The sequence below is a fragment of the Leptolyngbya sp. Cla-17 genome, assembly GCF_016807185.1.
Lineage (GTDB): Bacteria > Cyanobacteriota > Cyanobacteriia > Leptolyngbyales > Leptolyngbyaceae > ULC077BIN1.
The window spans coordinates 616,878-636,980 of the sequence record NZ_JAEVYN010000001.1 but is presented as its reverse complement, the minus strand read 5'-3'; the positions used below and the strand labels follow the sequence as shown (position 1 = coordinate 636,980).

Sequence of the window (20,103 nt, the reverse complement as noted above, 5' to 3'; positions counted from 1 at the left end):
TTGCTGATGGATAGGATTGCTAAACATCATGAATGGGGACTGAATGAAACTGATTCGCCAGTTCTCGAATGAAGTTCGGTTCTTCTGAAGTCGGCGGTTCCAAGGTATAGCGATAACGCCAAACCCGCTCATAGACATTGAGCATTTCCTCTGGAGTTAGAGCCGCGATCGCGCCGCTAATTTGCCACAGTAGCGATCTCAGGAATGGCAGAGATGTTAACACTGGAACCCTCATACTTTTTTGTGTTGAAGACTTTAATGGTTTAACAGCTACCGACGACTTTTCCAGTATCCAGGCTCACGGCTGCAATGCATAACTGCCAGAATGAGAATGTAGTCTTGCTCAATAGTGTAGAGAATTGCGTAAGGAAACTTCCGTGCCATGCATCGTCAAACTTCATTATCCATAGCAACAGAACGACTAGGAGATTCTCTAATCCGATACACAGTATCCTCAATTGCATTGATAAATGCTTGTGCAACCTCAACCTGCTGCTCCACGTAGTATTGAACAGCCTCAGCGTATTCAGTCAGAGCCTCGGGGTGAAATGCAATCCTCATGGCTCAATTAGTCGTCTAACTTGAGTCAAAGCGTCTTCCCCTAAAATTGGTTGCACAGAACCATCCCGAACCTCGTCTCTGCGCCTCTTTGCTTCAGTTACCCAAACTTCCTGGATGGTGGAATCGGCATCGAATTCTAGGCTTTCCACCAGTTTGTCTGCAAGGAGCGCCCTTGATGCGCTAGGTAAAGATAACATTTCTTCTGTCAATTGCTCGATTGATCGCATAGTCCCTCGCAGAACACTGACTCTGAGCGTATTGTAACAAAAGTCGATGTGAGCAAAATTTCATACACAAATTTAAGCTGAGCACTCAATTAGATGGGATTGATAGAGTCGCGCTCAATGATGCCGCCGCCCAGCAAGATTTCGTTGTCGTACCAAACGGCGGCTTGTCCGGGAGTGATGCTGGCTTGAGGTTCGTCAAACACAACGCGCACCCGATCGTCCTCTAAAGGAATTACCGTTGCGGGAACGGCAGGCGATCGATAGCGGATTTGCACCTCTGCCCGAATGGGGGAAACGGGTTTAGCGATCGAAACCCAGTTGAGCCGCTGCACTGTGCATTCAGAGGCTAAAACCGTGGTGCGATCGCCCACAATCACCCGATTTTGCACGGCATCCAGCGCCACCACATACAACGGTTCACTGTGGGCAATTCCCAACCCTTTCCGTTGTCCAATCGTGTAGTGATGCACGCCTTCGTGATGCCCCAGCACCTTGCCCCCTTGGTCAACAATTTCCCCTTGATGAGGCGTGATGTATTTATCCAAAAACGCCTGCATCGACCCATTCGCTTCCACTAGGCACAAATCCTGACTTTCCGGCTTTTCAGCAGTGTGCAGACCAAATTCGGCAGCAATTCGGCGGGTTTCGGTTTTAGGATATTCACCCAAAGGAAAAATAACGTGCCCTAAAACGTCTTGCTCTAAGTCATACAAAAAATAGGATTGGTCTTTAGATCGATCAATCGCCCGAAGCAATTGATAGCGATCAGTTTCGTGATCGTGGCGAATGCGAGCATAGTGACCTGTGGCAATGCGATCGCAGCCCAACTCAGCGCGCGAGTACTTTAGCATTGGGTCAAACTTCACCGCTTTATTGCACTGGGAACAAGGCAGGGGCGTAATACCATCGCTATACCCTGCCACCAAGTAGTTCACAATATATTTTTCAAACGCTTCTCGGCTGTCCACAATGTGATGAGGAATTTCCAACTGCTCACACAATTGGGCAGCGTCCACCATTCCTTCGGAGCAACATTGCCCTTTGCCTTTCATCAGCCATAGAGTCAACCCAATCACTTCATACCCTTGCTGATGAAGGATCGCTGCCGCTGTTGAGCTATCAACCCCACCCGAAAGCCCGACTACAACCTTGTTCATGAACTACTAAAAAAACTGAAGAATCGCTGTGTTCCTAGGCTAACATCCCTACGGAAGATAGGTGTGAAAGAGGTTAAGGGACGAGGGAAAATAGAACTGGCATACTTGAAATAACTGGATGCGCCTGCATAAACAGAACCGTTTCGTCGTAGAGAACCAGCAGTAGGGAGCATTGAAACAGAGTTTAGTGGTATTGATTGCAGGAGCGTTTGCGGTGGGAAAGCTGGTCGTTTTGAAGCTAGGAAAGGGACACTTTGAGCAGGGATTTCCTGTGACGCTTCAGATTGGAGACGAAGGTGCCCCGCCAGCGATCGAAACAACAGGTGAACTTCCCCCAGCACCAGAGATTCCAGTTTGTTATACCCAATGGCAACAAATTTATCGTCGTTTAGATTTATCGGGTCGTCCGATTGGCTTGCCCAAGGTCGTAACCCCCAAAGCAACGATCGCCGACTGTGAAGCGGCGGCCCATCAGTTGCGCGATCGCTTGAATGACTGGCTAGATGCGCGATCGTTCCGCCCTGTTCGAGAAAAGTGGCTGGAGCAGCTTGATCCCAACGAAATCATTCGGCTGGTGGTGCAAACCGATGATGCTCAACTCCGCCGTTTGCCTTGGCATCTGTGGGATTTGATGGAGCGCTATCCCTACACCGAAATTGCCCTTAGCCTATTGGAGTTTCATAAACGCCCAACTCGCCCAATTTCACTCACTCCGCAAGTTCGCATTCTAGCGATTTTGGGAAATAGCCAAAACATTGATATTCAAAAAGATCGCGCCATTTTAGAGCAGCTAACCGATGCCAAAGTGACGTTTTTAGTAGAGCCAGCCCGACAAGATTTGAGCGATCGCCTGTGGGAGCAATCGTGGGAGATTTTGTTTTTTGCCGGACACAGCACCAGTCAAAGTGAAGATAACTCAGGGCTGATCCACCTGAATCAAACGGAAACCTTGACCATTAGCCAACTAAAACATGGGTTGGAAAAAGCGATGGAGCGGGGCTTAAAGCTAGCAATTTTTAACTCTTGTGATGGGCTGGGTCTGGCACGAGAACTTGCCTACCTGCAAATTCCACAACTGATTGTGATGCGCGAACCGGTGCCCGATCGCGTTGCCCAGGAGTTTTTGAAATACTTTCTGGCTGCCTACGCCGAAGGAGAACCGCTGTATCTGGCAGTCCGATCCGCGCGATCGCGGCTGCAAGGGCTAGAGGGAGAATTTCCCTGTGCCACCTGGCTTCCAGTCATCTGCCAGCATCCCGCCGAAATTCCGCCAACCTGGCAGCAGTTGAAAGGCGCAGTCGAGCAGAGTGGAGCAGCAAAAAAGCCTTCAGCGACCCAGCGATCTATCGACTCACCGCCCCTTTCCTTCCGGCGATCGCTCCCCTGGCTCTTTGCGATCAGCCTGTTGACAACTGGCTTAGTCACGGGAGTTCGGTATGCGGGTTTGTTGCAGTCAGCAGAGCTGAAGGCGTTGGATCTGGGGTTGCAGATGCGCCCTAAGGAGCCACGAGATCCGCGACTTTTGGTGGTGGAGGTAACGGAAAAAGACATCCAAGCGCAAGCAAAGCAAGATCCTAGTAAGCCTGCGGATGTGTCGCTGTCTTCGCGATCGCTGGCGCAATTGTTAGATAAACTAGAGCCACTTCAGCCCAGCGTGATTGGGCTAGACCTATATCGCGATCCCGTTGGCAAGGAGTTTCCGCAACTGGCGGAACGCATGAAAAACAGCGATCGCTTGATTGCCGTGTGCTTTAGAGCCGATCCCAACTCCAATAGACCCGATGTTGCTCCACCGCCCGAAATCCCGACAGAGCAAGCGATCGCTCGATTAGGCTTTAGCAATGTGCTGACCGACCCAGATGGAATTGTCCGTCGTCACCTGCTATCCATGGATGGCACTCAGGCGTGCCCTGCCCAGTATGCTTTCAGCACACAACTGGCACTACATTACCTGGCACAACAGAATATCAACCTGGAGTTTAAGTCGGATGGCACCTGGAAATTGGGGAAAGCCTTGATTCGCCCGATTGAATTTCCAACGGGTGGCTATTTTAATCTCGATGGGCGAGGTCACCAGATTTTGCTGAATTATCGCTCTCGCAAAAATCGCAGTTCGTTTAGTTCGCTGGCAGAGGTAGTAGACCGCATTAGTTTAGGAACCGTGCTATCCGGAAACCTGACACCAGAGAGCGTCAAAGATCGGATTGTGCTGATTGGCACGACTGCCCATACAGCCAGCTTCCAGGACTATTTCACCACGCCCTACACCCGTGAACCAGGTGGACAAGACATTCCAGGAGTCATGCTGCATGCTCAGATGGTGAGCCAACTGCTGAGTGCCGCGCTAGAGAGCCGTCCGTTGCTGTGGACGGGCGCACTCTGGACAGAAACCCTGTGGATTGGAGCCTGGTCGCTTTTAGGTGCATTGCTGGCATTATATCTGCGGCACTTTGCAGTTCTGAGCGTGGCAAGTGGGACGGCGATCGCTACCCTGTTTGGTATCTGCCTGGTTTTGTTGGTTCAGTTTGGTTGGTGGGTGCCGCTATTGCCCACAGCGATCGCCACCCTTAGCAGCACAGGTGTTGTATTCATCAGCCGGAGTTGGATTGCCCGATAATTCCCAATCATTAGCGACTTTAGGAGTAGCCCCCGTGAAATTTCTTCCCTGTTTATTAATATCTGTCTCAGGCGCGATCGCCCTTGGCGTTTCCCTCAGCGATGCCAGCCAGCCTCCTGCTTGGAATCAGCCCCTTCTAATGGCACGCTATAGCCCACCCCGTCCCCCTAGTAATGGCGCACCCGGCACCAACAGAGGCGCTGCTTCTCGTGGCTGTCTGATGCTGGCAAAAATTACTAAAGATGCAGTGTTAGATAACTTAGGTGCGCTTGCTCCGGCTTATCAGGAAAAAGCCACTACCCACGTTTGGGCCCGCACCACTGCCGAACGCCCAAAAATCTGGTTTTATAATCCTTACAAACCAGATTCCATCGAGTCTATTGAGTTTGTTCTTCAAGATGACCAAGACAATGATATCTATCGGGTGCCCGTCTCCTTACCCCCAACAGCTGGGATGATTGGGGTGCAGGTGTCAAAAACTGCTTCTCTGCAACCAGGCAAACTCTATCACTGGTCTTTAAGTGTTAAGGGGAAAGACTCTGCCTGCACCTCAACCAGTGCTTCTCCAGCCAAACCATCACCCCGATCAAACGCTCAGTTCGCCGACTCTATGACTGCCATGGTTTATGTTGATGGTTGGATAGAACGCGCCCCATTATCCTCAACCCTGAGCGATCGCCTGAAGCAGTCAACTCCCCAACAGCAAGCCATTCTTTATGGAGAAAACGGGTTTTGGTATGACGCCATAACCGCCTTAGCAGAAGCCCAACTCGCAGCGCCCAACGATACTGCCATCAAAACTGATTGGAATGCTTTACTACAAGATGGCAGTTTGGAAAAACTCTCAGCTCAGCCCCTCATCAACTGCTGCAACATTCAATAGCCAGTGAACTTCGGCATGAGGATACTTCCTTACTCAAGAAATCTTGCTCAGGAAATGTGGAGTGCAAAGAACTGATAACTAGCGCAATATGCAACTGATTCGTGATGCTTCATTATGAATCCTGCCGATTTTTGCAGTGCTTCAATCATTTGAACTGGCTAAGATGTGGAAGACTACATCGCAGAATTCTTTTGCTTACATTCTATGTTCTTGAAATGCAGGATTTTAGCAGCTTTCTTTCTTGGTTGATGGCTATGCTGCAACGTCACAGAGTCTCTCAAAGCTTTCTATAGAGGATTTATGGCTATTAATGTTCGTAAAGTCTATGCCAACCTTAAGCATATCGATGAGGTTGATCCTGTGACGGGTGCCCAATACCGTCAGTTGGCTCAAGAAGTGCTGGCGGAGTCGGGAATTAGCCTAGCTCGGCGAATGGTGATCGCCGAGCGATTGATGCAAGCAAATCATTTTTTGGGTATGAAAACGACCACAGATGGCGATAGCTACTGACCTTCCCTCTTTAGGCTATGCAATGCGGGCAGTGGGCAAATCGCGATAAGCTGACTCTATTAAGCGGATTGCGTAATTGTCATGATTCAGAGTTTGCGAGAGGTTCAACAACGGCAGGGTGCCCAATTTGAGGAAAGTTCCATTGCCCCGATTAGTTTTGGCAATGACGTAGACGCGATCGCAGCCGCCCACAGTAGCGTAGTACTGTGCGATCGCACCCATTGGGGCAGGCTGCAACTCAGCGGCGCAGATCGACAAACATTTCTGCATAACCAAAGCACCAATGACATAAAAATTTTGCAGCCAGGGCAAGGCTGCGACACGGTATTTGTTACCCCTACCGCTCGAACTATCGATTTGGCAACTGCTTATATGTTAGAAGATGCTGTGCTGGTCGTCGTCTCACCCAATCGCCGAGATCATTTGATGAAATGGCTTGATCGCTATATTTTCTTTGGCGATAAGGTGCAGCTAAAAGACATTACCGATGAAATGGCGATGTTTAGCCTGATCGGTGCTCAAAGTTCTACGCTGTTAGAAAAACTTGGCGTGGATGCAAGGACAACCCAGCCCTACGGCAGTCATTGCGTAGCAGAAATTTCCAGTCATCCCGTGCGGATAGCAATGGGCAGCGGGTTGGGATCAGCAGGCTACACCATCATCGTTGCAGCGGATTATGCAGCGGCAGTGTGGGACGCGATCGCCCAAGCAGGAGCGGTACTGATGGGCGATCGCGCTTGGAATCAACTCCGAATTCAACAAGGTCGCCCAGTGCCCGATGCGGAGCTAACCGAGGACTACAACGCTGTGGAAGCCTGTCTATGGCAGGCAATTTCTATCAACAAAGGCTGCTACATTGGGCAAGAAACCATTGCCCGGTTGGATACCTACAAGGGTGTAAAGCAGCAGATTTGGGGAATCCGATTGGATGTTGCGGCTGAACCCGGAACCGTAATCACCATAAACGAAGAGAAAGTCGGCATCCTCACCAGCCTGACGGAGACAGCTCAAGGCGTGTTTGGGTTAGGCTACATTCGCACCAAAGCAGGCGACGCAGGCTTAAAAGTCCAGATTGGCACCAGCCAGGGTGAACTGCTGGAAGTGCCATTTCTAAAGCGAACGCGCGAGTAGAAGCGATATCATCACTCGATTATCGAGCAGCCATCTGTACAGTTGACTGTTTGCAGAGCGAAATGAGTAAGCAAAAAGAGTTTGATTGTAACCACTCAATTTGAAGCTATTCAAGTATCACTTGAGAAAATTAGGTAAATTAATGCCTTGCTTTTTCAGAAGTTCGCGAATTGGCTCGACATTGTTCAACACGCCTTCAATTGGCTTTTGATACTTTGCTAGCGTGTTGTAAGTTTTGATGATGCGTTTTGCATCTAAATGGATTTCATCGCTGGGATAGTTTTGAATGATTTCTAGAATCGAAACTTTGTTGTCTTTGGCAGCGGATTGACTCACGGCAGTTCGCAACGCATCCCGATTGCCCTCATTATCTGGGGTTTGAATCATTCGACCCAGTTCATCTAACATGCGATTGCCCAAGGGATTATTCAGCGCCGTGTTCACAGTGCCATAGTTGATATCAATCGGCTTCGTCAACACTTGCCGAATCTCCGCCGGGTCACTCTTAGCCATATCTAAGTAGCGCTCTACCTTTCTAGACATTTCGCCCTTTTCAGCAAAAGTCGTGAGTTCTTCGACCGAAAGCGACTGGCGAAAAATTCCGTAGCGCACCACAACTTTGTCAGCCGCTTCAGCAGCGGGAGTGTGCATCAAAAGAATGGCGCCAGCGATCGCGACTCCCATAGTGCGATAAAGCGAAGATGTTAAAAATGGCATACTTAAATCCTAAAAACCTGCTAAATAGTTTGGACGACAACCCAATCCACTAAGTTGCCTATCCACCCTAACAAATCTCATCTTGGCTTTGGAGTAAAAAATTCTGAGGATAAATCACAGAGCCACAGAAGGCATTGCCATACGACCTTGCGGAGCATATCACGACTTCAAAAGAAGACGGCTGGAACCCATTAAGGATCATTGATCGCGCTCTGTGCGATGACTTTGTGGCGTGATTAACTAAATATTTATGATTAACCAAACTATTTATGACTAACCAAAACTATGCGAACCAAAGCTTACAAAATTCCTCTTTCAAAGGGCAAAATCTGGATGGTGCAGATTTCAGTAGATCAAATTTGCGAGGATGCGACTTTACCAGAGCCAGCTTAGTTGGGGCAACCTTTGAAGGCTGCGAAATGGGACAAAGCCTCCGTCAGCGTAATAGTCTGGTGATTGCCGCTGTCATGGGTCCCATTGTGTTAGTTGGCTTTAGTGCGATCGCCGTTCACGTGTCAGATGTCTTGTTTCGCGATCACTCCAACCCAATCGTCAACTTTTTTTTGGGTGCGCTCCCAATCTTGGCTTTCATTGCTCATTTCTTTCTACAAGATAAGATTGTCTTTCACTTTCCAACAGTCGTAAATTTCTTAAGCATCATCGCTACTGCCGGGTTCTTTGCAGTAATGGTTACATTTACCATAGGGCTTTTGATTGTGAGCCTTTTTAGCCTCAGCGATGGCAGCAGCGCCCAAGGATTACTCCTGTTACTGATCATGGTTATTTTTGCAATCATCACCTTCCACATCTTCCAATGGCTGCTGCAATCAATTCAAAGCAGTCCTGGCACATCGTTTAGGAAAGCCAACTTAACGAATGCCAACTTTAGTCATGCCAAGGTGCAAAATACCGATTTCTCCCTCGCGCTGCTGACGGGAGTTTGTATTTTTGATTGGTCAATGAATGAGCATACTCAATTGACAACAACTCAGTGTGAGTATCTGTATTTAGAGCCAGAACAGCACAATCGACGACCCAGCGATCGCGGGTTTCGAGCCGGTGAATTGAATTGTTTACTCACTCAATTTATCAAATGAACATTATCCAGCACACATCCACTCAACTAACAGTTGAAAACTCAAATCGACAGTGGCTTTGGGGCGTGTTGTTTAGCATCCCTTTTGTTGCCCTTGGGTTGGGTCTGACTGCGTTTACAAGCAACGTTACGACATTGAGATGCCAGCGAACTAAATCTGCCCAACTAAGTTGTCAGCGCATAGTTACAGGTTTATTGGGCACAGAGATAACCTTAATTCCTGGACAGGTAATGAAAGCGGGTGTGGTCACTGCTAATGGAGTTGGGGTCGTGCTGAGCACCTCTAAGGGGCAGATGGAGCTAGCCAAACATAGACTGATGGTGCGAGAAGAACAAAGGGATATTGCAAACAGAATCAATGCTTTTATTCGTAATTCTCAACAGCAAAACTTCAAGATTCAACAGGACGATCGCTGGGCGGGTTTGATCACTGGGGCAAATTTTTTCATACCGGGAATGGCGATTATTGGTGTGGCTTTGGCAATTCCAATGTATGTCTTGTGTAATTTCGATCAATCCTCAGGGCAGTTAACAGTAGAGAAACGATATCGATTGTTCAACACAAAGGTAATGAATCAATACAAGCTAATTGATGCCCAACATGCTGAAGTGAAGCGGCTACCTATATCCAATCGATCTCCAATTTATTTAGTGCGCCTCATGTTGATATCAACGAAGTCGATTGCTTTATCGCCACCGACCCGCGATCGCCAAGAGTGTGAGACCCTGGCAAATACGATCAATACCTTTCTCAAGCTTAAAGAAGTCTAGTGTGCGGCAATTAGTTTATTTGTTCATTCAGCAAGCGATCGCGCGAATCGCTCAGGTGATGCAATAGCGGGTAGCCTTCCAGCGATCGCTGAACCTCATCATTCAGTCAGCAGTTAAACAGACTGTTCAAAAAATAGTGCTTGACTTAGAGTGTGCTCTAACCTTTAGAGTTAGTGACATGGAAAGCACATTCACGATTCAAGAAGCCGCACAGCAAACCGGAGTAAGCACATATACATTGCGCTACTACGAACGCATGAATCTGCTTGATTCGATTCATCGAGATGAGAGCGGATATCGTCGATTTACAGCCGATGATATTGCCTGTGTCCAGTTTCTGATGAAGCTTCGTGCGACCCAAATGCCCATTCGTCAAATGCGCCAGTTTGCGGAGCTACGCCGACAGGGACTCTCTACAGCTCATCAAAGACGATTGCTGTTGGAAGAGCATTACGATGCAGTGATTGTCAGCCAGCGAGCGCTGAATCAAAGCCTTGAAATTATTAGAAAGAAAATTGCTTACTACAAAGAACTGGAGGCAAAAGAGAGTGCCAATAGAGCCGAATTGCATCCGATCCCTTCCGAAACATCTAGAGTTCAAGCAGGAATAAATCATCATTCAATTCACTTTCCTTTAGAGGTCGAAACTGCTGCCCAAGCGTTAATCCACCATCTCGATCCAGAAAGCATATCCAGGCTGATCGAACAATTGCAAAGCAAAACCACAACAGGAGTCACTCAATGAAACTAAGAAAACTCGGGATTCAAGGACTAGAGGTTGCAGAACTAGGACTTGGCTGTATGGGCATGTCTGAGTTCTATGGCAGTAGGGATGAACAAGAGGCGATCGCCACGATTCATCACGCCCTCGACTTGGGCGTTAACTTTCTTGATACCGCTGATATGTATGGTCCTTTCACTAACGAACAGCTAGTTGGGAGGGCGATTCACGATCGCCGCGATCGCGTCGTATTAGCCACCAAGTTTGGCAACGTCCGTAGCGCTGAGGGTGGCTGGTTGGGCATCAACGGCAAGCCTGAATATGTCCGCCAGTCGTGTGATGCGTCATTGCAACGCTTGGGAGTTGATGTGATCGATCTCTATTATCAACATCGGGTCGATGCAACCGTGCCAATTGAAGAGACAGTTGGAGCAATGGCAGAATTAGTCAAACAAGGGAAAGTCAGGTATCTTGGCTTATCTGAAGCGGCACCTGCTACCATCCGTCGTGCCCAAGCGATTCACCCAATTTCTGCCTTGCAAACCGAATATTCCCTTTGGAGTCGTGATCCAGAAGATGAGATATTGCCGACTTTGCGAGAATTAAACATTGGCTTTGTTCCCTACAGCCCTTTAGGCAGAGGCTTTTTGACTGGAGCGATCGCTAGCCCAGATGACCTTGCCCCAGATGATTTTCGGCATCAATCTCCACGCTTTCAAGGCAACAACTTTGCTAAGAATATGGAATTGGTAGACCAGGTAAAGGCGATCGCGGCTGAAAAAGGCATCACACCTGGACAGTTGGCACTCGCATGGCTGCTGGTACAAGGGGATGACATTGTGCCTATCCCTGGAACAAAACGCCGTACCTATCTAGAAGAAAATGTCGCAGCGACTACCGTGACCCTGACCGCCGAGGAGCTTGCTCGCATCAATGCTGTAGCTCCTCAAGGGATTGCGGCTGGCGATCGCTATCCTGCCCAAAGTATGAGTAGTGTCAATCTTTGAAGGCTGTCATCCTAGCGCTTGAATGCCCTTGCTGCCCACAGGTGGGCAGCAAGGGCTATAGAGACATGGCATCGCCATTCGTTATGCTCCATTTCCTATCACTTGCCATACTGAATTCGATAAATCCGCCCATTTGCCTCTTCGGTTAGCAATAAACTGCCATCTGGGAGGGTCAACAAGCCAACGGGTCTACCCCACACATCAGGACCGGAAGGGTTGGTCAGAAAACCCGTGAGAAAGTCTTCGTAGTAGCCTTGGGGTCTGCCAGCACTATTAAAGGGAATAAACACGATCTTGTAGCCGGTGCCCTGATCTCGGTTCCAGGAACCCCGGAAAGCCACAAAAGCACCGTTGCGATATTTTGTGGGAAAGGTGGGACCGCTATAAAACTGAAGCCCCAACGCAGCCGAGTGTGCCTGAAATAGTACGTCTGGCGTTTGCGTTTTGGCGACCAGATCCGGACGAATGCTCTTCCCATTTTGAACATGGTTGGGATCGAGGCGATCGGGGGTCAAATAAGCATAGGGCCAGCCATAAAACTGTCCGGCTTGAATTTGGGTAAAGTAGTCGGGCACCAAATCATCGCCCAAGGTATCTCGCTCGTTGACCGTGGTATACAGCGCACCCGTAGTGGGATGAAACGCCAGCCCTATGGGGTTCCGTAAACCGGATGCAAAAGTCTGGCGATCGGAGCCATCCAGCCGCATGACTTGCACTGAGGCACGAGGCAACGGTTCTTCGCTCAAGTTCGACTGTGACCCGATCGAAACATACAGCTTCGTTTGGTCGGGCGAAACGACCACATTGCGCGTCCAATGCTGGTTATAGCCGCCCCCCGGCAAGTCGGTAATCTTTGTGCCGCGTCCGGTCAACTGCCCTTGACCTTGGGCGTAGGGAAATCTCAAAACAGCCGCACTATTTCCCAAAAAGAAATCATTCTTGCTAAATGCCATACCAAAGGGAAGATCCACCCCATTTTGGGAGGTGGCAAAGGTTTTTTTAACCTCTGCAATCCCGTCCTTATTCACATCCCGCAGTAATCGGATTCGATTTTGACGGGTTTCAGTCACCAGCACATCACCTGATGGCGTTAGCGCTAACCAACGAGGGCGATCTAAGCCTTCTGCAAACACGTTGACCACAAAACCTGCGGGCACCTGCAACGTCGGATTCGCTGGAATCGGTAGCACGTTGGGAGATTTGGAGGCACTGTTGCTGGCGTTGGGCTGAGGCAAACTCTCAGGAGTAATCTTGATTGGCTGCGGCGAGAGCGTTTGGGTTCTAATCAGACTTGCAGCAGGGGTTTGAGCCACCTTTGTGGGATTGGCTGATTCGGTCTGAGCCAATACAGACGCTTCTGGAGAAGGCAGCGTGGCGTTGGAGGTATCAGCAGTACGACATGCAGCCAACGTGCATCCTAGAAGCAGTAAAAATGACAAGCGGTACATAGGCAGTGGGATAGCAACTTTCTTTCACGCTAACGGATGTTCTTTGAACTTGACATGCCACAGAGAAAAGATTGTCAAGACTATGCCTTTTGATAGACTTCAACCACCGGATAGACACGATCGCCTCCCTACTCAAGGTGATTTTGAATAACAAGTTGATGCTGCTTCAACCATTCTCCATTCAACTGCTTGACGAACAGACAGATATCCGTAAGACTAAAGTACATTTCAAAAAAAGTTGATGGTACAACCAGCCATTTCTCCCGCGATCGCGCACGGCTTTCATGCACTTTCCGACCCGCTGAGGATCAAGGTTTTAGATTTGCTGCGGCAACAAGAACTCTGCGTTTGTGATTTGTGCGATCGCTTAGAAGTGAGCCAATCGAAGCTGTCGTTCCATCTCAAAACATTGAAAGAAGCAGAGTTAGTACGTGCCCGCCAGGAAGGTCGCTGGATTTATTACAGCTTGAATCTGTCTCAGTTTGTTGTGCTTGAGCAGTACCTTGCAGACTATCGCCGCTTTAGCCTGATTGCGCCCGCCCGTGCTTGTCAGGACTAAGTTCAACACATCATTTTTAAAGGTGAATTTTTTTAACGATGTGTTGTGCCAGACGCTATCAATCAACTTTATTTGAAATGATAAGAATATGGACTTTAAGTAAATTGCTTTCAGATGCTCAGTCGCATCGCTTGAATACTTTATAAAAAATTGCAAAGGATGAGGTCACTCTAATGACTAACAGTCTCTCCACAAAGCATGGATTTTCTCTTGTTGTATTGGCTGCGATCGCGCTCCTGCCTGCCTGCACCCAACCTCAAGCAGACACCAACACAACCGCAGCAAAAACAATCAAAATTGATGGTTCCAGTACGGTCTATCCCATTTCAGACGCGATCGCCAAAGAGTATAGCCGAAGCAACAGTAAAGTCGATGTTGATGTAAAGTTCTCTGGTACAAGCGGCGGATTCAACAAATTTTGTACAGGCGAAACGGATATCAGCAATGCTTCCCGCCCTATCTTGCTGCAAGAAGCGAAAGTCTGTGCCAACTCAGGAGTGGGTTTTATTGAAATTCCTATCGCCTTCGATGCCTTAACCATTGCAGTCAATCCGAAAAATGATTGGGCAAAAGATATAACAATTGCAGAATTGACAAAAATCTGGGAACCCTTGGCGGAAGACAAAATCAAAAACTGGAATCAAATTCGAGCGTCCTATCCTAATAAGCCCCTCACCTTATTCGGTGCTGGAAAAGATTCCGGCACGTTCGACTACTTTAACGAAGTCACCACAGGCAACCCAGAAGCAAGCCGCAATGACTACACGGATAGCGAAAATGACAATGTGCTAGTGCAAGGAATTGAAAAAGACTCCAATGCGCTGGGCTACATTCCCTTTGCTTACTTTGAAGCTAGCCAAAATCGCTTAAAAGCTTTGGCGGTAGACAGCGGCAAGGGAGCGGTTTTGCCATCTCGTGAAGCGGTTGCCAGTGCCACATATCAGCCGTTTTCTCGCCCACTGTTTATCTACGTCAACTCTAAAACGGCTCAAGATAACCCGGAGCTAAAAGCATTTGTTGAGTATTACCTAACTCACGCTGGACGGGTCTCACAAACCGTGGGCTATGTTGCTCTACCTGCAGAAGCTTACCGCCTGGCGACGATCCAGTTCACACGGGGCGAAATTGGAACTGTATTTGAGGGAGTGCCTCAGCCCAATGTGACCATTTCGGAACTGCTTCGCCGGCAGGCAGTGTTTCAGCTTTCAGAAAACGAAAAAGCAGATGCGAAAAAATAAATACTACTGGGTTACATCAGCATGACTCAATCTACTGCAAAGCAATTATCTTTTCTTGATCGCTACCTGACGCTATGGATCTTCCTGGCAATGGCGATCGGGGTGGGGGTTGGCTACTTTATCCCTGGAATTGAGCAATTTGTGAATCAGTTTCAGGTGGGCACGACCAATATTCCCATTGCCATCGGCTTGATCTTAATGATGTATCCACCGCTTGCCAAAGTGCGATACGAGGAACTAGGCGATGTCTTTCGCAATGGCAAAATTCTGGGATTGTCGCTGCTGCTGAATTGGATAATTGGTCCAATCTTGATGTTTGGATTGGCGATCGCTTTTCTCAGAGGATACCCAGACTATATGGTCGGGCTAATCCTGATTGGGTTAGCCCGCTGCATTGCCATGGTGGTGGTCTGGAGCGACTTAGCGCGAGGCAATACCGAGTACACGGCTGGGCTAGTTGCCTTCAACAGCATTTTTCAGGTGATTTTCTACAGCCCATTTGCCTGGTTTTTTCTGAGTGTGCTACCGCCGATATTTGGTTTAGAGGGCAGTGTAGTAAATGTCAGCATTGCCGAGATTGCCAAGAGTGTGTTCATCTATCTCGGCATTCCGTTCCTAGCCGGATTCTTCACCCGCTTCTTCCTCGTAAAAGCTAAGGGTAGACGTTGGTATCACGAGGAGTTTATTCCTAAAATCAGCCCAATAACCTTAATTGCGTTGCTGTTCACCATCGTGGTGATGTTCAGTTTGCAAGGGGAGAAAATTGTTCAAATTCCGCTGGATGTGGTGCGAATCGCGATCCCGCTGATCATTTATTTTGCACTGATGTTCGTGATTAGCTTCTTTATGGCATGGCGACTGAAAGCAGACTATTCCAGAGCCACCAGCGTAGCGTTCACTGCCACCGGCAACAATTTTGAGTTGGCGATCGCGGTGGCGGTGGCGGTGTTTGGCATCAACTCTGGAGCGGCGTTTGCGGCGGTCGTTGGACCGTTGGTTGAGGTGCCTGCGTTGATTGCGCTCGTCAATCTCGCGTTTTGGTTTGAACGGCGCTACTTCAAAACTGCGGAATCGCCAAGGCTGTAATTTTAGAACTGAGGAGACGTTCAACGATGAAACGGGTGATGTTTGTTTGCAAAAAGAACTCAGCGCGATCTCAAATGGCAGAAGGCTTTGCCAAAACCCTTGGTAACGGCAAAATTGCAGTCACCAGTTCTGGATTGGAGGCGAGTCAAGTTCGACCAGAAGCGATCGCCACCATGGAAGCGATTGGTATTGATATCACTGATCAATACTCCAAGCCATTGAGCGACTTTAAGCCAGAAGATTTTGATGCGGTGATTTCTCTTTGTGGCTGTGGCGCAAGCTTACCCAGTGAATGGGTGATACGAGAGATATTTGAAGATTGGCAATTGGATGATCCAGCGGAACAACCCGAAATTTTTCCAAGGGTGCGCGATCAAGTGAAAGAACGTGTTGTGCAGCTAATTCAGAGTTTGGAGCAATAGATATGGAAGCGCAATCTATTCAACTGATCGCAGAAAATCTGTGGTGGGTGATTCCAGGCAAACTGGCGGGTGTGCGAAAGCCAACTGCCGCAGAACTCACTGAGTTGAAAGCAGCAGGTGTGGGCGCGATCGTTTCCGTCATGGATGATCCATCGAACTTAGATTTATACGAGCAGGCGGGCATTTCGCACCTATGGCTCCCCACGAAAGGCGGCACGGCACCCACTTCAGAACAGATTTACGAGTTGCAGAGTTTCGTTGATCAACACAACCAAAGTGGTAACGCGATCGCTGTTCACTGCACCAGCGGCAATCGCCGAACAGGAACCATGCTGGCGGCTTACTTGATTCAGTCTGGCTCATCTTTTGATGAAGCGATGCAGATGATTCAAACTGCCAATCCCAATGCCGAATTGCGAGACGCTCAGACTACGTTTTTACAGAAGTTGGCAGGAGCATCGCCAAGTAACCATGTTTGAGCATTCCCCTAGAATTTTGTTTTTATATGGCTCTCTGCGCGATCTCTCCTACAGTCGGTTAGCAGCCGAGGAAGCGGCCCGAATCATTCAAGAATTTGGGGCTGAAGTCAAGTTTTTTGACCCGCGAGAACTACCGATTTATGGCAGCGTGCCCGATACTCATCCGAAGGTACAGGAGCTACGAGCGTTGAGCCTGTGGTCCGAAGGACAAGTCTGGTCGAGTCCAGAACTGCATGGTCAAGTTTCGGGTGTGATGAAAAACCAAATTGACTGGATTCCCCTCAATATAGGTGCCGTTCGCCCAACCCAAGGCAGAACATTAGCGGTGATGCAGGTGTCTGGTGGGTCTCAATCTTTCAATGCCGTGAACACAATGCGATTGTTAGGACGCTGGATGCGGATGTTCACGATTCCCAATCAGTCTTCTGTGGCAAAGGCATATCAAGAATTCAACGACGATGGCACGATGAAAGACTCGCCCTACCGCGATCGCCTGGTCGATGTTATGGAAGAACTCTACAAGTTCACAGTGCTGCTACGTGAGCAAGTGGATTATCTGACCGATCGCTACAGCGAACGCAAGGAGAAAGCCGCTAAACAATCCCTCGATGCCAATCGAACTTCATAGCCATTTGATAGGCATTTACTTGGACAGTTGCTTGTCTGATATAGAAGCAGGTTTTGCCCCCGTATTGCGGACATTCATCAGCTTACTCAATAAATCAAACCAAAATGGCGCACCCATTGCGATCGCAATTCCAGTGACTAGCCAGCCAAGCAAGATCCTAGCGAGACTCAAAAATCGATTCAGCACAACCTCGCCAAATAGCGGGAGATTGAATTCATTGCTTACGGCTCGACCAGGCGGCAAACAGGCACTATAGAAACTGCTCCATTTATTCAAGTCGGTCAGGTCTGGGTTAAGCGCCGCAGGAGTTTCGCCATTCTGGGGTTGGTTAGAAGCCAGACAATCAAACTGCTGAGTCAAATTGGTAGGAGTCCATTGAATTGGAAAGGCGATTTCTTGCAAAACTGCATTGGTTTCACGCTTAAGCGCCCGCAAATTTTCTTGGGTCACCTCGCTCTGTCCGGAGGTGTTGATATCTGAGCGCTGGGTCACACTGGCAGCCCGTTGGGTAATCACATGACGTAAATCGTCATCTCCTGATAGCCGTCCAATAATATGAAACGTGTCGGCATTTGAGAGAATGGCGATGATAAACCCAATCATAATGGCAACGCCTTTGGCATTTCGTTTGTAAACGCCTGATGCCCGATTCATTGAGCGATCAAACCAAACCGATACTTCATTTCTAAACTCATTAATTTGCTTTTCAGTTCCTTGCACTTTTGTTTGGGCACGTCTCGCCAAAATTGCCAAACTTTGTTTAACGGGTATGGGAACTCGACTCAGCAAATCCTGAATTTGGTCGTAAGACTGATAATTGCGATAGATTTTACGCTGCTCAAGAGTCAGCTTGTTAAGAGCAGTGTTAATTCGTAATTGCCGCTCTTCATTCGAGAGCTTACCCAGAGAATATTTGACATAATCCGACAAGACGATTAAGTCGATTGTTTGCCAGGGTTGAATCACATACTCATCTTTGCGATACCGATTCTCTGATTGAAGCTGCTGAGCAATGACGGATTGATTTTGACGATTAAGTAAGCGCTCTTCAGCCTGAAGCTGTTCAGCAAGATCGGTCGTGACTTTCAACACAATTTGCTGATGAATTTTCCAGCCTCTATATGCTTGTTGATAGGCTTTTTGTTCTGCTGGAGATAGGCTACTCAATACTGTTTCTACATAGGTTTGGTACTCAGTTTTAAGTAAGTCTGCTTCGGTGAATTGACTCATCCCTGGGCTAATTGCTTCGGGAATGGGTGACGGAATAGATTCACCTTGGGCAACGGTTGGAGGTGGTGGAATGATAGGGGGTTCTGAAATGGTGGGGGGAATCCGGGTTATGGGCGGAGTCGCGCTGGGAGAGAATGGCGGAATCTCTGTGATGTGGATCGGAGTGTTACTAGACTCTAAGTCTGATGGCGCTGGGTCTGATAACTCTGGGTCAGCCGTGGATGGGAGAGGTTCAGCAATCGTTAAGGTGGGAATCGTTATTTCTGCGGCAGCAACACCAACATTAGAGGGTTCGCTTGGTGTTATGGGCGGATCGTTGTTTTGAGTGCCTATCAGTTCACTAATTTTACTAGTAAGGGTTTTGAGAAAAGGCTCAACTTCGCTTGGTTTTGTACCTGCTTGATAAGCGGCAGCAATATCTTGATAGGCACCTTCAATTTCTTGGTAGGTGGTGCTGGTACGGTCAAATATTTCGGCAATTTCTAATAAGCTAGGCTTGAGTTTTCCAGCCGCGATCGCGCGCTCACTCTTAGCGCCAAAGGTGCCTAGCCGAAGGGCCTCCAAACGTTTTTTAAAGTAGGCAAGCTGTTGGCGCTCAATTGGGGATAAATCAGCTAAACCGACCTCTTCGTTTGAAGCATTTGGCACTGTAGACTGAACCAGTTCTTCAATTTGATTCACATATAGTTCAAGCGCTTCTCGCAGTCGCTCCACGCAAGTTTCTAGGTTGGCTTCTCCGGTCTTAAAATCCCTCAAGATATCATCATATTCTTCTACAAGCGCCAAAAAATCGTGATTAGAGCTATTCAGAGTTAACAGCGCGATCGTCGTTGCACCACTTTGATTCGGAGGTTGGGCTAAATTCTTCGCCTTCCCTGCCAAAACGCGAATGCTTCCTTTTTCCCAATTATCTTTTAATTCAAACTCTTGCTCAGTCGGAAGCGTAATTGTGTGTTTACTAACTCCGGTTTCTTGAATTATTTCCTCAAGATTATAAAGACCAACAATACGAGAAATGAATTTTTCAAGACGAATTTCTGTTAGCTTATCAACGAGTGTTGACATGCCCAACTGTTCAAAGAGTGCTGTTGAAAATGTTTCTGGTGAAATGTAAGAAGGTCCCGTTAATTCTTTTCCGAAAACGCCTTTCCCAGGATAAAAAGTTCGATAAATAGTATGACCTAAATTTCCTAATAGTCCTCTTGAACTTTGGTTGATATTTCTAATTAGCGGATCACTATAAATAGATTCAATAAAATCACCAATTTGCTCAGTATCTTTAGTTCCATACCCACCCGATAGCAGGTTTTGAATAGATTCTCTTAAATGTTTTGCTCGCCATTGCAACAGAGTAGAAACAAGTTCTTGAATTTCGGATGCCAGCAAACTAGAAATCAGGTAGATAAATATCAACCCGATCGCAATATCCAACACAACGGGCAAATTCATACCAGCACGCCTCGACGATAAACAGCACCCATCCGAGAAAAAGGCATTTGGACTATAGGCGAGGAATGTTGCCTCACTATGATGTCTTAAATAAACTTAAACTGAAAAAGCGATCGCCCCATGGAATTAAGGGGCGATCGCTTTAATCAAAAAATCAATTTAAATC

20 protein-coding genes are annotated in these 20,103 nt (G+C 48.0%); 14 read left to right on the top strand and 6 right to left on the bottom strand.

The features are described 5' to 3' along the window. Positions 1–19 precede the first annotated feature (19 nt). The 3 genes from JOY44_RS02995 to mnmA form a co-directional block, all read right to left on the bottom strand. Positions 20–223, bottom strand: coding sequence for a hypothetical protein (locus JOY44_RS02995; RefSeq protein ID WP_203031922.1), 204 nt, complete (start codon positions 221–223; stop codon positions 20–22). A gap of 334 nt (positions 224–557) precedes the next feature. Continuing rightward, the gene (locus JOY44_RS32755) at positions 558–758 is read right to left on the bottom strand and encodes an addiction module protein (RefSeq protein WP_242541751.1); all 201 of its coding nucleotides are present in this window, start codon (positions 756–758) and stop codon (positions 558–560) included. Between the two features lie 119 nt (positions 759–877). Beyond that, positions 878–1,945 carry a tRNA 2-thiouridine(34) synthase MnmA gene (gene mnmA / locus JOY44_RS02985; RefSeq protein ID WP_171572250.1) on the bottom strand — a complete coding sequence of 356 codons (1,068 nt, stop codon included), beginning with the start codon at positions 1,943–1,945 and terminating at the stop codon, positions 878–880. 172 nt (positions 1,946–2,117) lie between these two features. Between mnmA and JOY44_RS02980 the strand changes: the two genes are divergently transcribed. The 4 genes from JOY44_RS02980 to JOY44_RS02965 all read left to right on the top strand — a co-directional run bounded on the left by JOY44_RS02980 (position 2,118) and on the right by JOY44_RS02965 (position 7,086). After that, the gene (locus JOY44_RS02980; RefSeq protein ID WP_197984914.1) at positions 2,118–4,562 is read left to right on the top strand and encodes a CHASE2 domain-containing protein; all 2,445 of its coding nucleotides are present in this window, start codon (positions 2,118–2,120) and stop codon (positions 4,560–4,562) included. A gap of 34 nt (positions 4,563–4,596) precedes the next feature. Continuing rightward, positions 4,597–5,445 (top strand): DUF928 domain-containing protein, encoded by an 849-nt coding sequence (locus JOY44_RS02975; RefSeq protein WP_171572249.1) that lies wholly within the window; start codon positions 4,597–4,599, stop codon positions 5,443–5,445. A 300-nt stretch (positions 5,446–5,745) separates the two neighbouring features. Then, positions 5,746–5,955, top strand: a complete 210-nt coding sequence (locus JOY44_RS02970) for a hypothetical protein (protein ID WP_171572248.1) — start codon at positions 5,746–5,748, stop codon at positions 5,953–5,955. Positions 5,956–6,036: 81 nt separating this feature from the next. Continuing rightward, a complete protein-coding gene (locus JOY44_RS02965) occupies positions 6,037–7,086 on the top strand; it encodes a YgfZ/GcvT domain-containing protein (RefSeq protein WP_171572247.1) in 1,050 nt (349 codons plus the stop codon). 117 nt (positions 7,087–7,203) lie between these two features. Here the strand turns inward: JOY44_RS02965 and JOY44_RS02960 are convergent, their stop codons facing one another. Further along, positions 7,204–7,803 (bottom strand): alpha/beta hydrolase, encoded by a 600-nt coding sequence (locus JOY44_RS02960; protein ID WP_171572246.1) that lies wholly within the window; start codon positions 7,801–7,803, stop codon positions 7,204–7,206. A gap of 269 nt (positions 7,804–8,072) precedes the next feature. On the opposite strand from JOY44_RS02960, the gene JOY44_RS02955 reads away from it, so the two are divergent. From JOY44_RS02955 to JOY44_RS02940, 4 genes are all read left to right on the top strand, one after another. Then, a complete protein-coding gene (locus JOY44_RS02955) occupies positions 8,073–8,900 on the top strand; it encodes a pentapeptide repeat-containing protein (RefSeq protein ID WP_171572245.1) in 828 nt (275 codons plus the stop codon). Then, a complete protein-coding gene (locus JOY44_RS02950) occupies positions 8,897–9,670 on the top strand; it encodes a hypothetical protein (RefSeq protein ID WP_171572244.1) in 774 nt (257 codons plus the stop codon). The genes JOY44_RS02955 and JOY44_RS02950 overlap by 4 nt, the downstream gene beginning before the upstream one ends. 178 nt (positions 9,671–9,848) lie before the next feature. Continuing rightward, entirely contained in the window at positions 9,849–10,415 is a 567-nt protein-coding gene (locus tag JOY44_RS02945) for a MerR family transcriptional regulator (protein WP_171572243.1), read from the top strand. Continuing rightward, entirely contained in the window at positions 10,412–11,398 is a 987-nt protein-coding gene (locus tag JOY44_RS02940; RefSeq protein ID WP_171572242.1) for an aldo/keto reductase, read from the top strand. The genes JOY44_RS02945 and JOY44_RS02940 overlap by 4 nt, the downstream gene beginning before the upstream one ends. A 98-nt stretch (positions 11,399–11,496) precedes the next feature. On the opposite strand, the gene JOY44_RS02935 is transcribed toward JOY44_RS02940, so the two are convergent. Next, complete coding sequence (locus JOY44_RS02935) at positions 11,497–12,807, bottom strand: PQQ-dependent sugar dehydrogenase (RefSeq protein WP_197984913.1); 1,311 nt, start codon at positions 12,805–12,807, stop codon at positions 11,497–11,499. Between the two features lie 280 nt (positions 12,808–13,087). Between JOY44_RS02935 and JOY44_RS02930 the strand changes: the two genes are divergently transcribed. From JOY44_RS02930 to arsH, 6 genes are all read left to right on the top strand, one after another. Then, the gene (locus JOY44_RS02930) at positions 13,088–13,405 is read left to right on the top strand and encodes an ArsR/SmtB family transcription factor (protein ID WP_171572240.1); all 318 of its coding nucleotides are present in this window, start codon (positions 13,088–13,090) and stop codon (positions 13,403–13,405) included. 173 nt (positions 13,406–13,578) lie between these two features. Next, positions 13,579–14,643, top strand: coding sequence for a PstS family phosphate ABC transporter substrate-binding protein (locus JOY44_RS02925; protein WP_171572239.1), 1,065 nt, complete (start codon positions 13,579–13,581; stop codon positions 14,641–14,643). Between the two features lie 21 nt (positions 14,644–14,664). Then, positions 14,665–15,729 carry an ACR3 family arsenite efflux transporter gene (gene arsB, locus JOY44_RS02920; RefSeq protein WP_171572238.1) on the top strand — a complete coding sequence of 355 codons (1,065 nt, stop codon included), beginning with the start codon at positions 14,665–14,667 and terminating at the stop codon, positions 15,727–15,729. Between the two features lie 26 nt (positions 15,730–15,755). Next, positions 15,756–16,151, top strand: a complete 396-nt coding sequence (gene arsC / locus JOY44_RS02915) for an arsenate reductase, glutathione/glutaredoxin type (protein WP_171572237.1) — start codon at positions 15,756–15,758, stop codon at positions 16,149–16,151. A 2-nt stretch (positions 16,152–16,153) separates the two neighbouring features. Continuing rightward, a complete protein-coding gene (locus JOY44_RS02910) occupies positions 16,154–16,630 on the top strand; it encodes a dual specificity protein phosphatase family protein (protein ID WP_171572236.1) in 477 nt (158 codons plus the stop codon). Continuing rightward, positions 16,623–17,258 carry an arsenical resistance protein ArsH gene (arsH, locus tag JOY44_RS02905; protein WP_242541706.1) on the top strand — a complete coding sequence of 212 codons (636 nt, stop codon included), beginning with the start codon at positions 16,623–16,625 and terminating at the stop codon, positions 17,256–17,258. The genes JOY44_RS02910 and arsH overlap by 8 nt, the downstream gene beginning before the upstream one ends. 15 nt (positions 17,259–17,273) lie before the next feature. Here arsH and JOY44_RS02900 read toward each other — a convergent pair whose 3' ends face one another. Further along, entirely contained in the window at positions 17,274–19,937 is a 2,664-nt protein-coding gene (locus JOY44_RS02900; RefSeq protein ID WP_171571753.1) for a hypothetical protein, read from the bottom strand. Between the last annotated feature and the right edge of the window lie 166 nt (positions 19,938–20,103).

Coding starts and splice junctions, on each gene's coding strand:
- JOY44_RS02900 (WP_171571753.1), bottom strand. CDS start 19,937: ATGAATTTGCCCGTTGTGTTGGATATTGCGATCGGGTTGATATTTATC.
- JOY44_RS02955 (WP_171572245.1), top strand. CDS start 8,073: ATGACTAACCAAAACTATGCGAACCAAAGCTTACAAAATTCCTCTTTC.
- JOY44_RS02960 (WP_171572246.1), bottom strand. CDS start 7,803: ATGCCATTTTTAACATCTTCGCTTTATCGCACTATGGGAGTCGCGATC.
- JOY44_RS02930 (WP_171572240.1), top strand. CDS start 13,088: ATGGTACAACCAGCCATTTCTCCCGCGATCGCGCACGGCTTTCATGCA.
- arsH (WP_242541706.1), top strand. CDS start 16,623: ATGTTTGAGCATTCCCCTAGAATTTTGTTTTTATATGGCTCTCTGCGC.
- JOY44_RS32755 (WP_242541751.1), bottom strand. CDS start 758: ATGTTATCTTTACCTAGCGCATCAAGGGCGCTCCTTGCAGACAAACTG.
- mnmA (WP_171572250.1), bottom strand. CDS start 1,945: ATGAACAAGGTTGTAGTCGGGCTTTCGGGTGGGGTTGATAGCTCAACA.
- JOY44_RS02970 (WP_171572248.1), top strand. CDS start 5,746: ATGGCTATTAATGTTCGTAAAGTCTATGCCAACCTTAAGCATATCGAT.
- arsB (WP_171572238.1), top strand. CDS start 14,665: ATGACTCAATCTACTGCAAAGCAATTATCTTTTCTTGATCGCTACCTG.
- JOY44_RS02925 (WP_171572239.1), top strand. CDS start 13,579: ATGACTAACAGTCTCTCCACAAAGCATGGATTTTCTCTTGTTGTATTG.
- JOY44_RS02950 (WP_171572244.1), top strand. CDS start 8,897: ATGAACATTATCCAGCACACATCCACTCAACTAACAGTTGAAAACTCA.
- JOY44_RS02910 (WP_171572236.1), top strand. CDS start 16,154: ATGGAAGCGCAATCTATTCAACTGATCGCAGAAAATCTGTGGTGGGTG.
- JOY44_RS02965 (WP_171572247.1), top strand. CDS start 6,037: ATGATTCAGAGTTTGCGAGAGGTTCAACAACGGCAGGGTGCCCAATTT.
- JOY44_RS02945 (WP_171572243.1), top strand. CDS start 9,849: ATGGAAAGCACATTCACGATTCAAGAAGCCGCACAGCAAACCGGAGTA.
- arsC (WP_171572237.1), top strand. CDS start 15,756: ATGAAACGGGTGATGTTTGTTTGCAAAAAGAACTCAGCGCGATCTCAA.
- JOY44_RS02940 (WP_171572242.1), top strand. CDS start 10,412: ATGAAACTAAGAAAACTCGGGATTCAAGGACTAGAGGTTGCAGAACTA.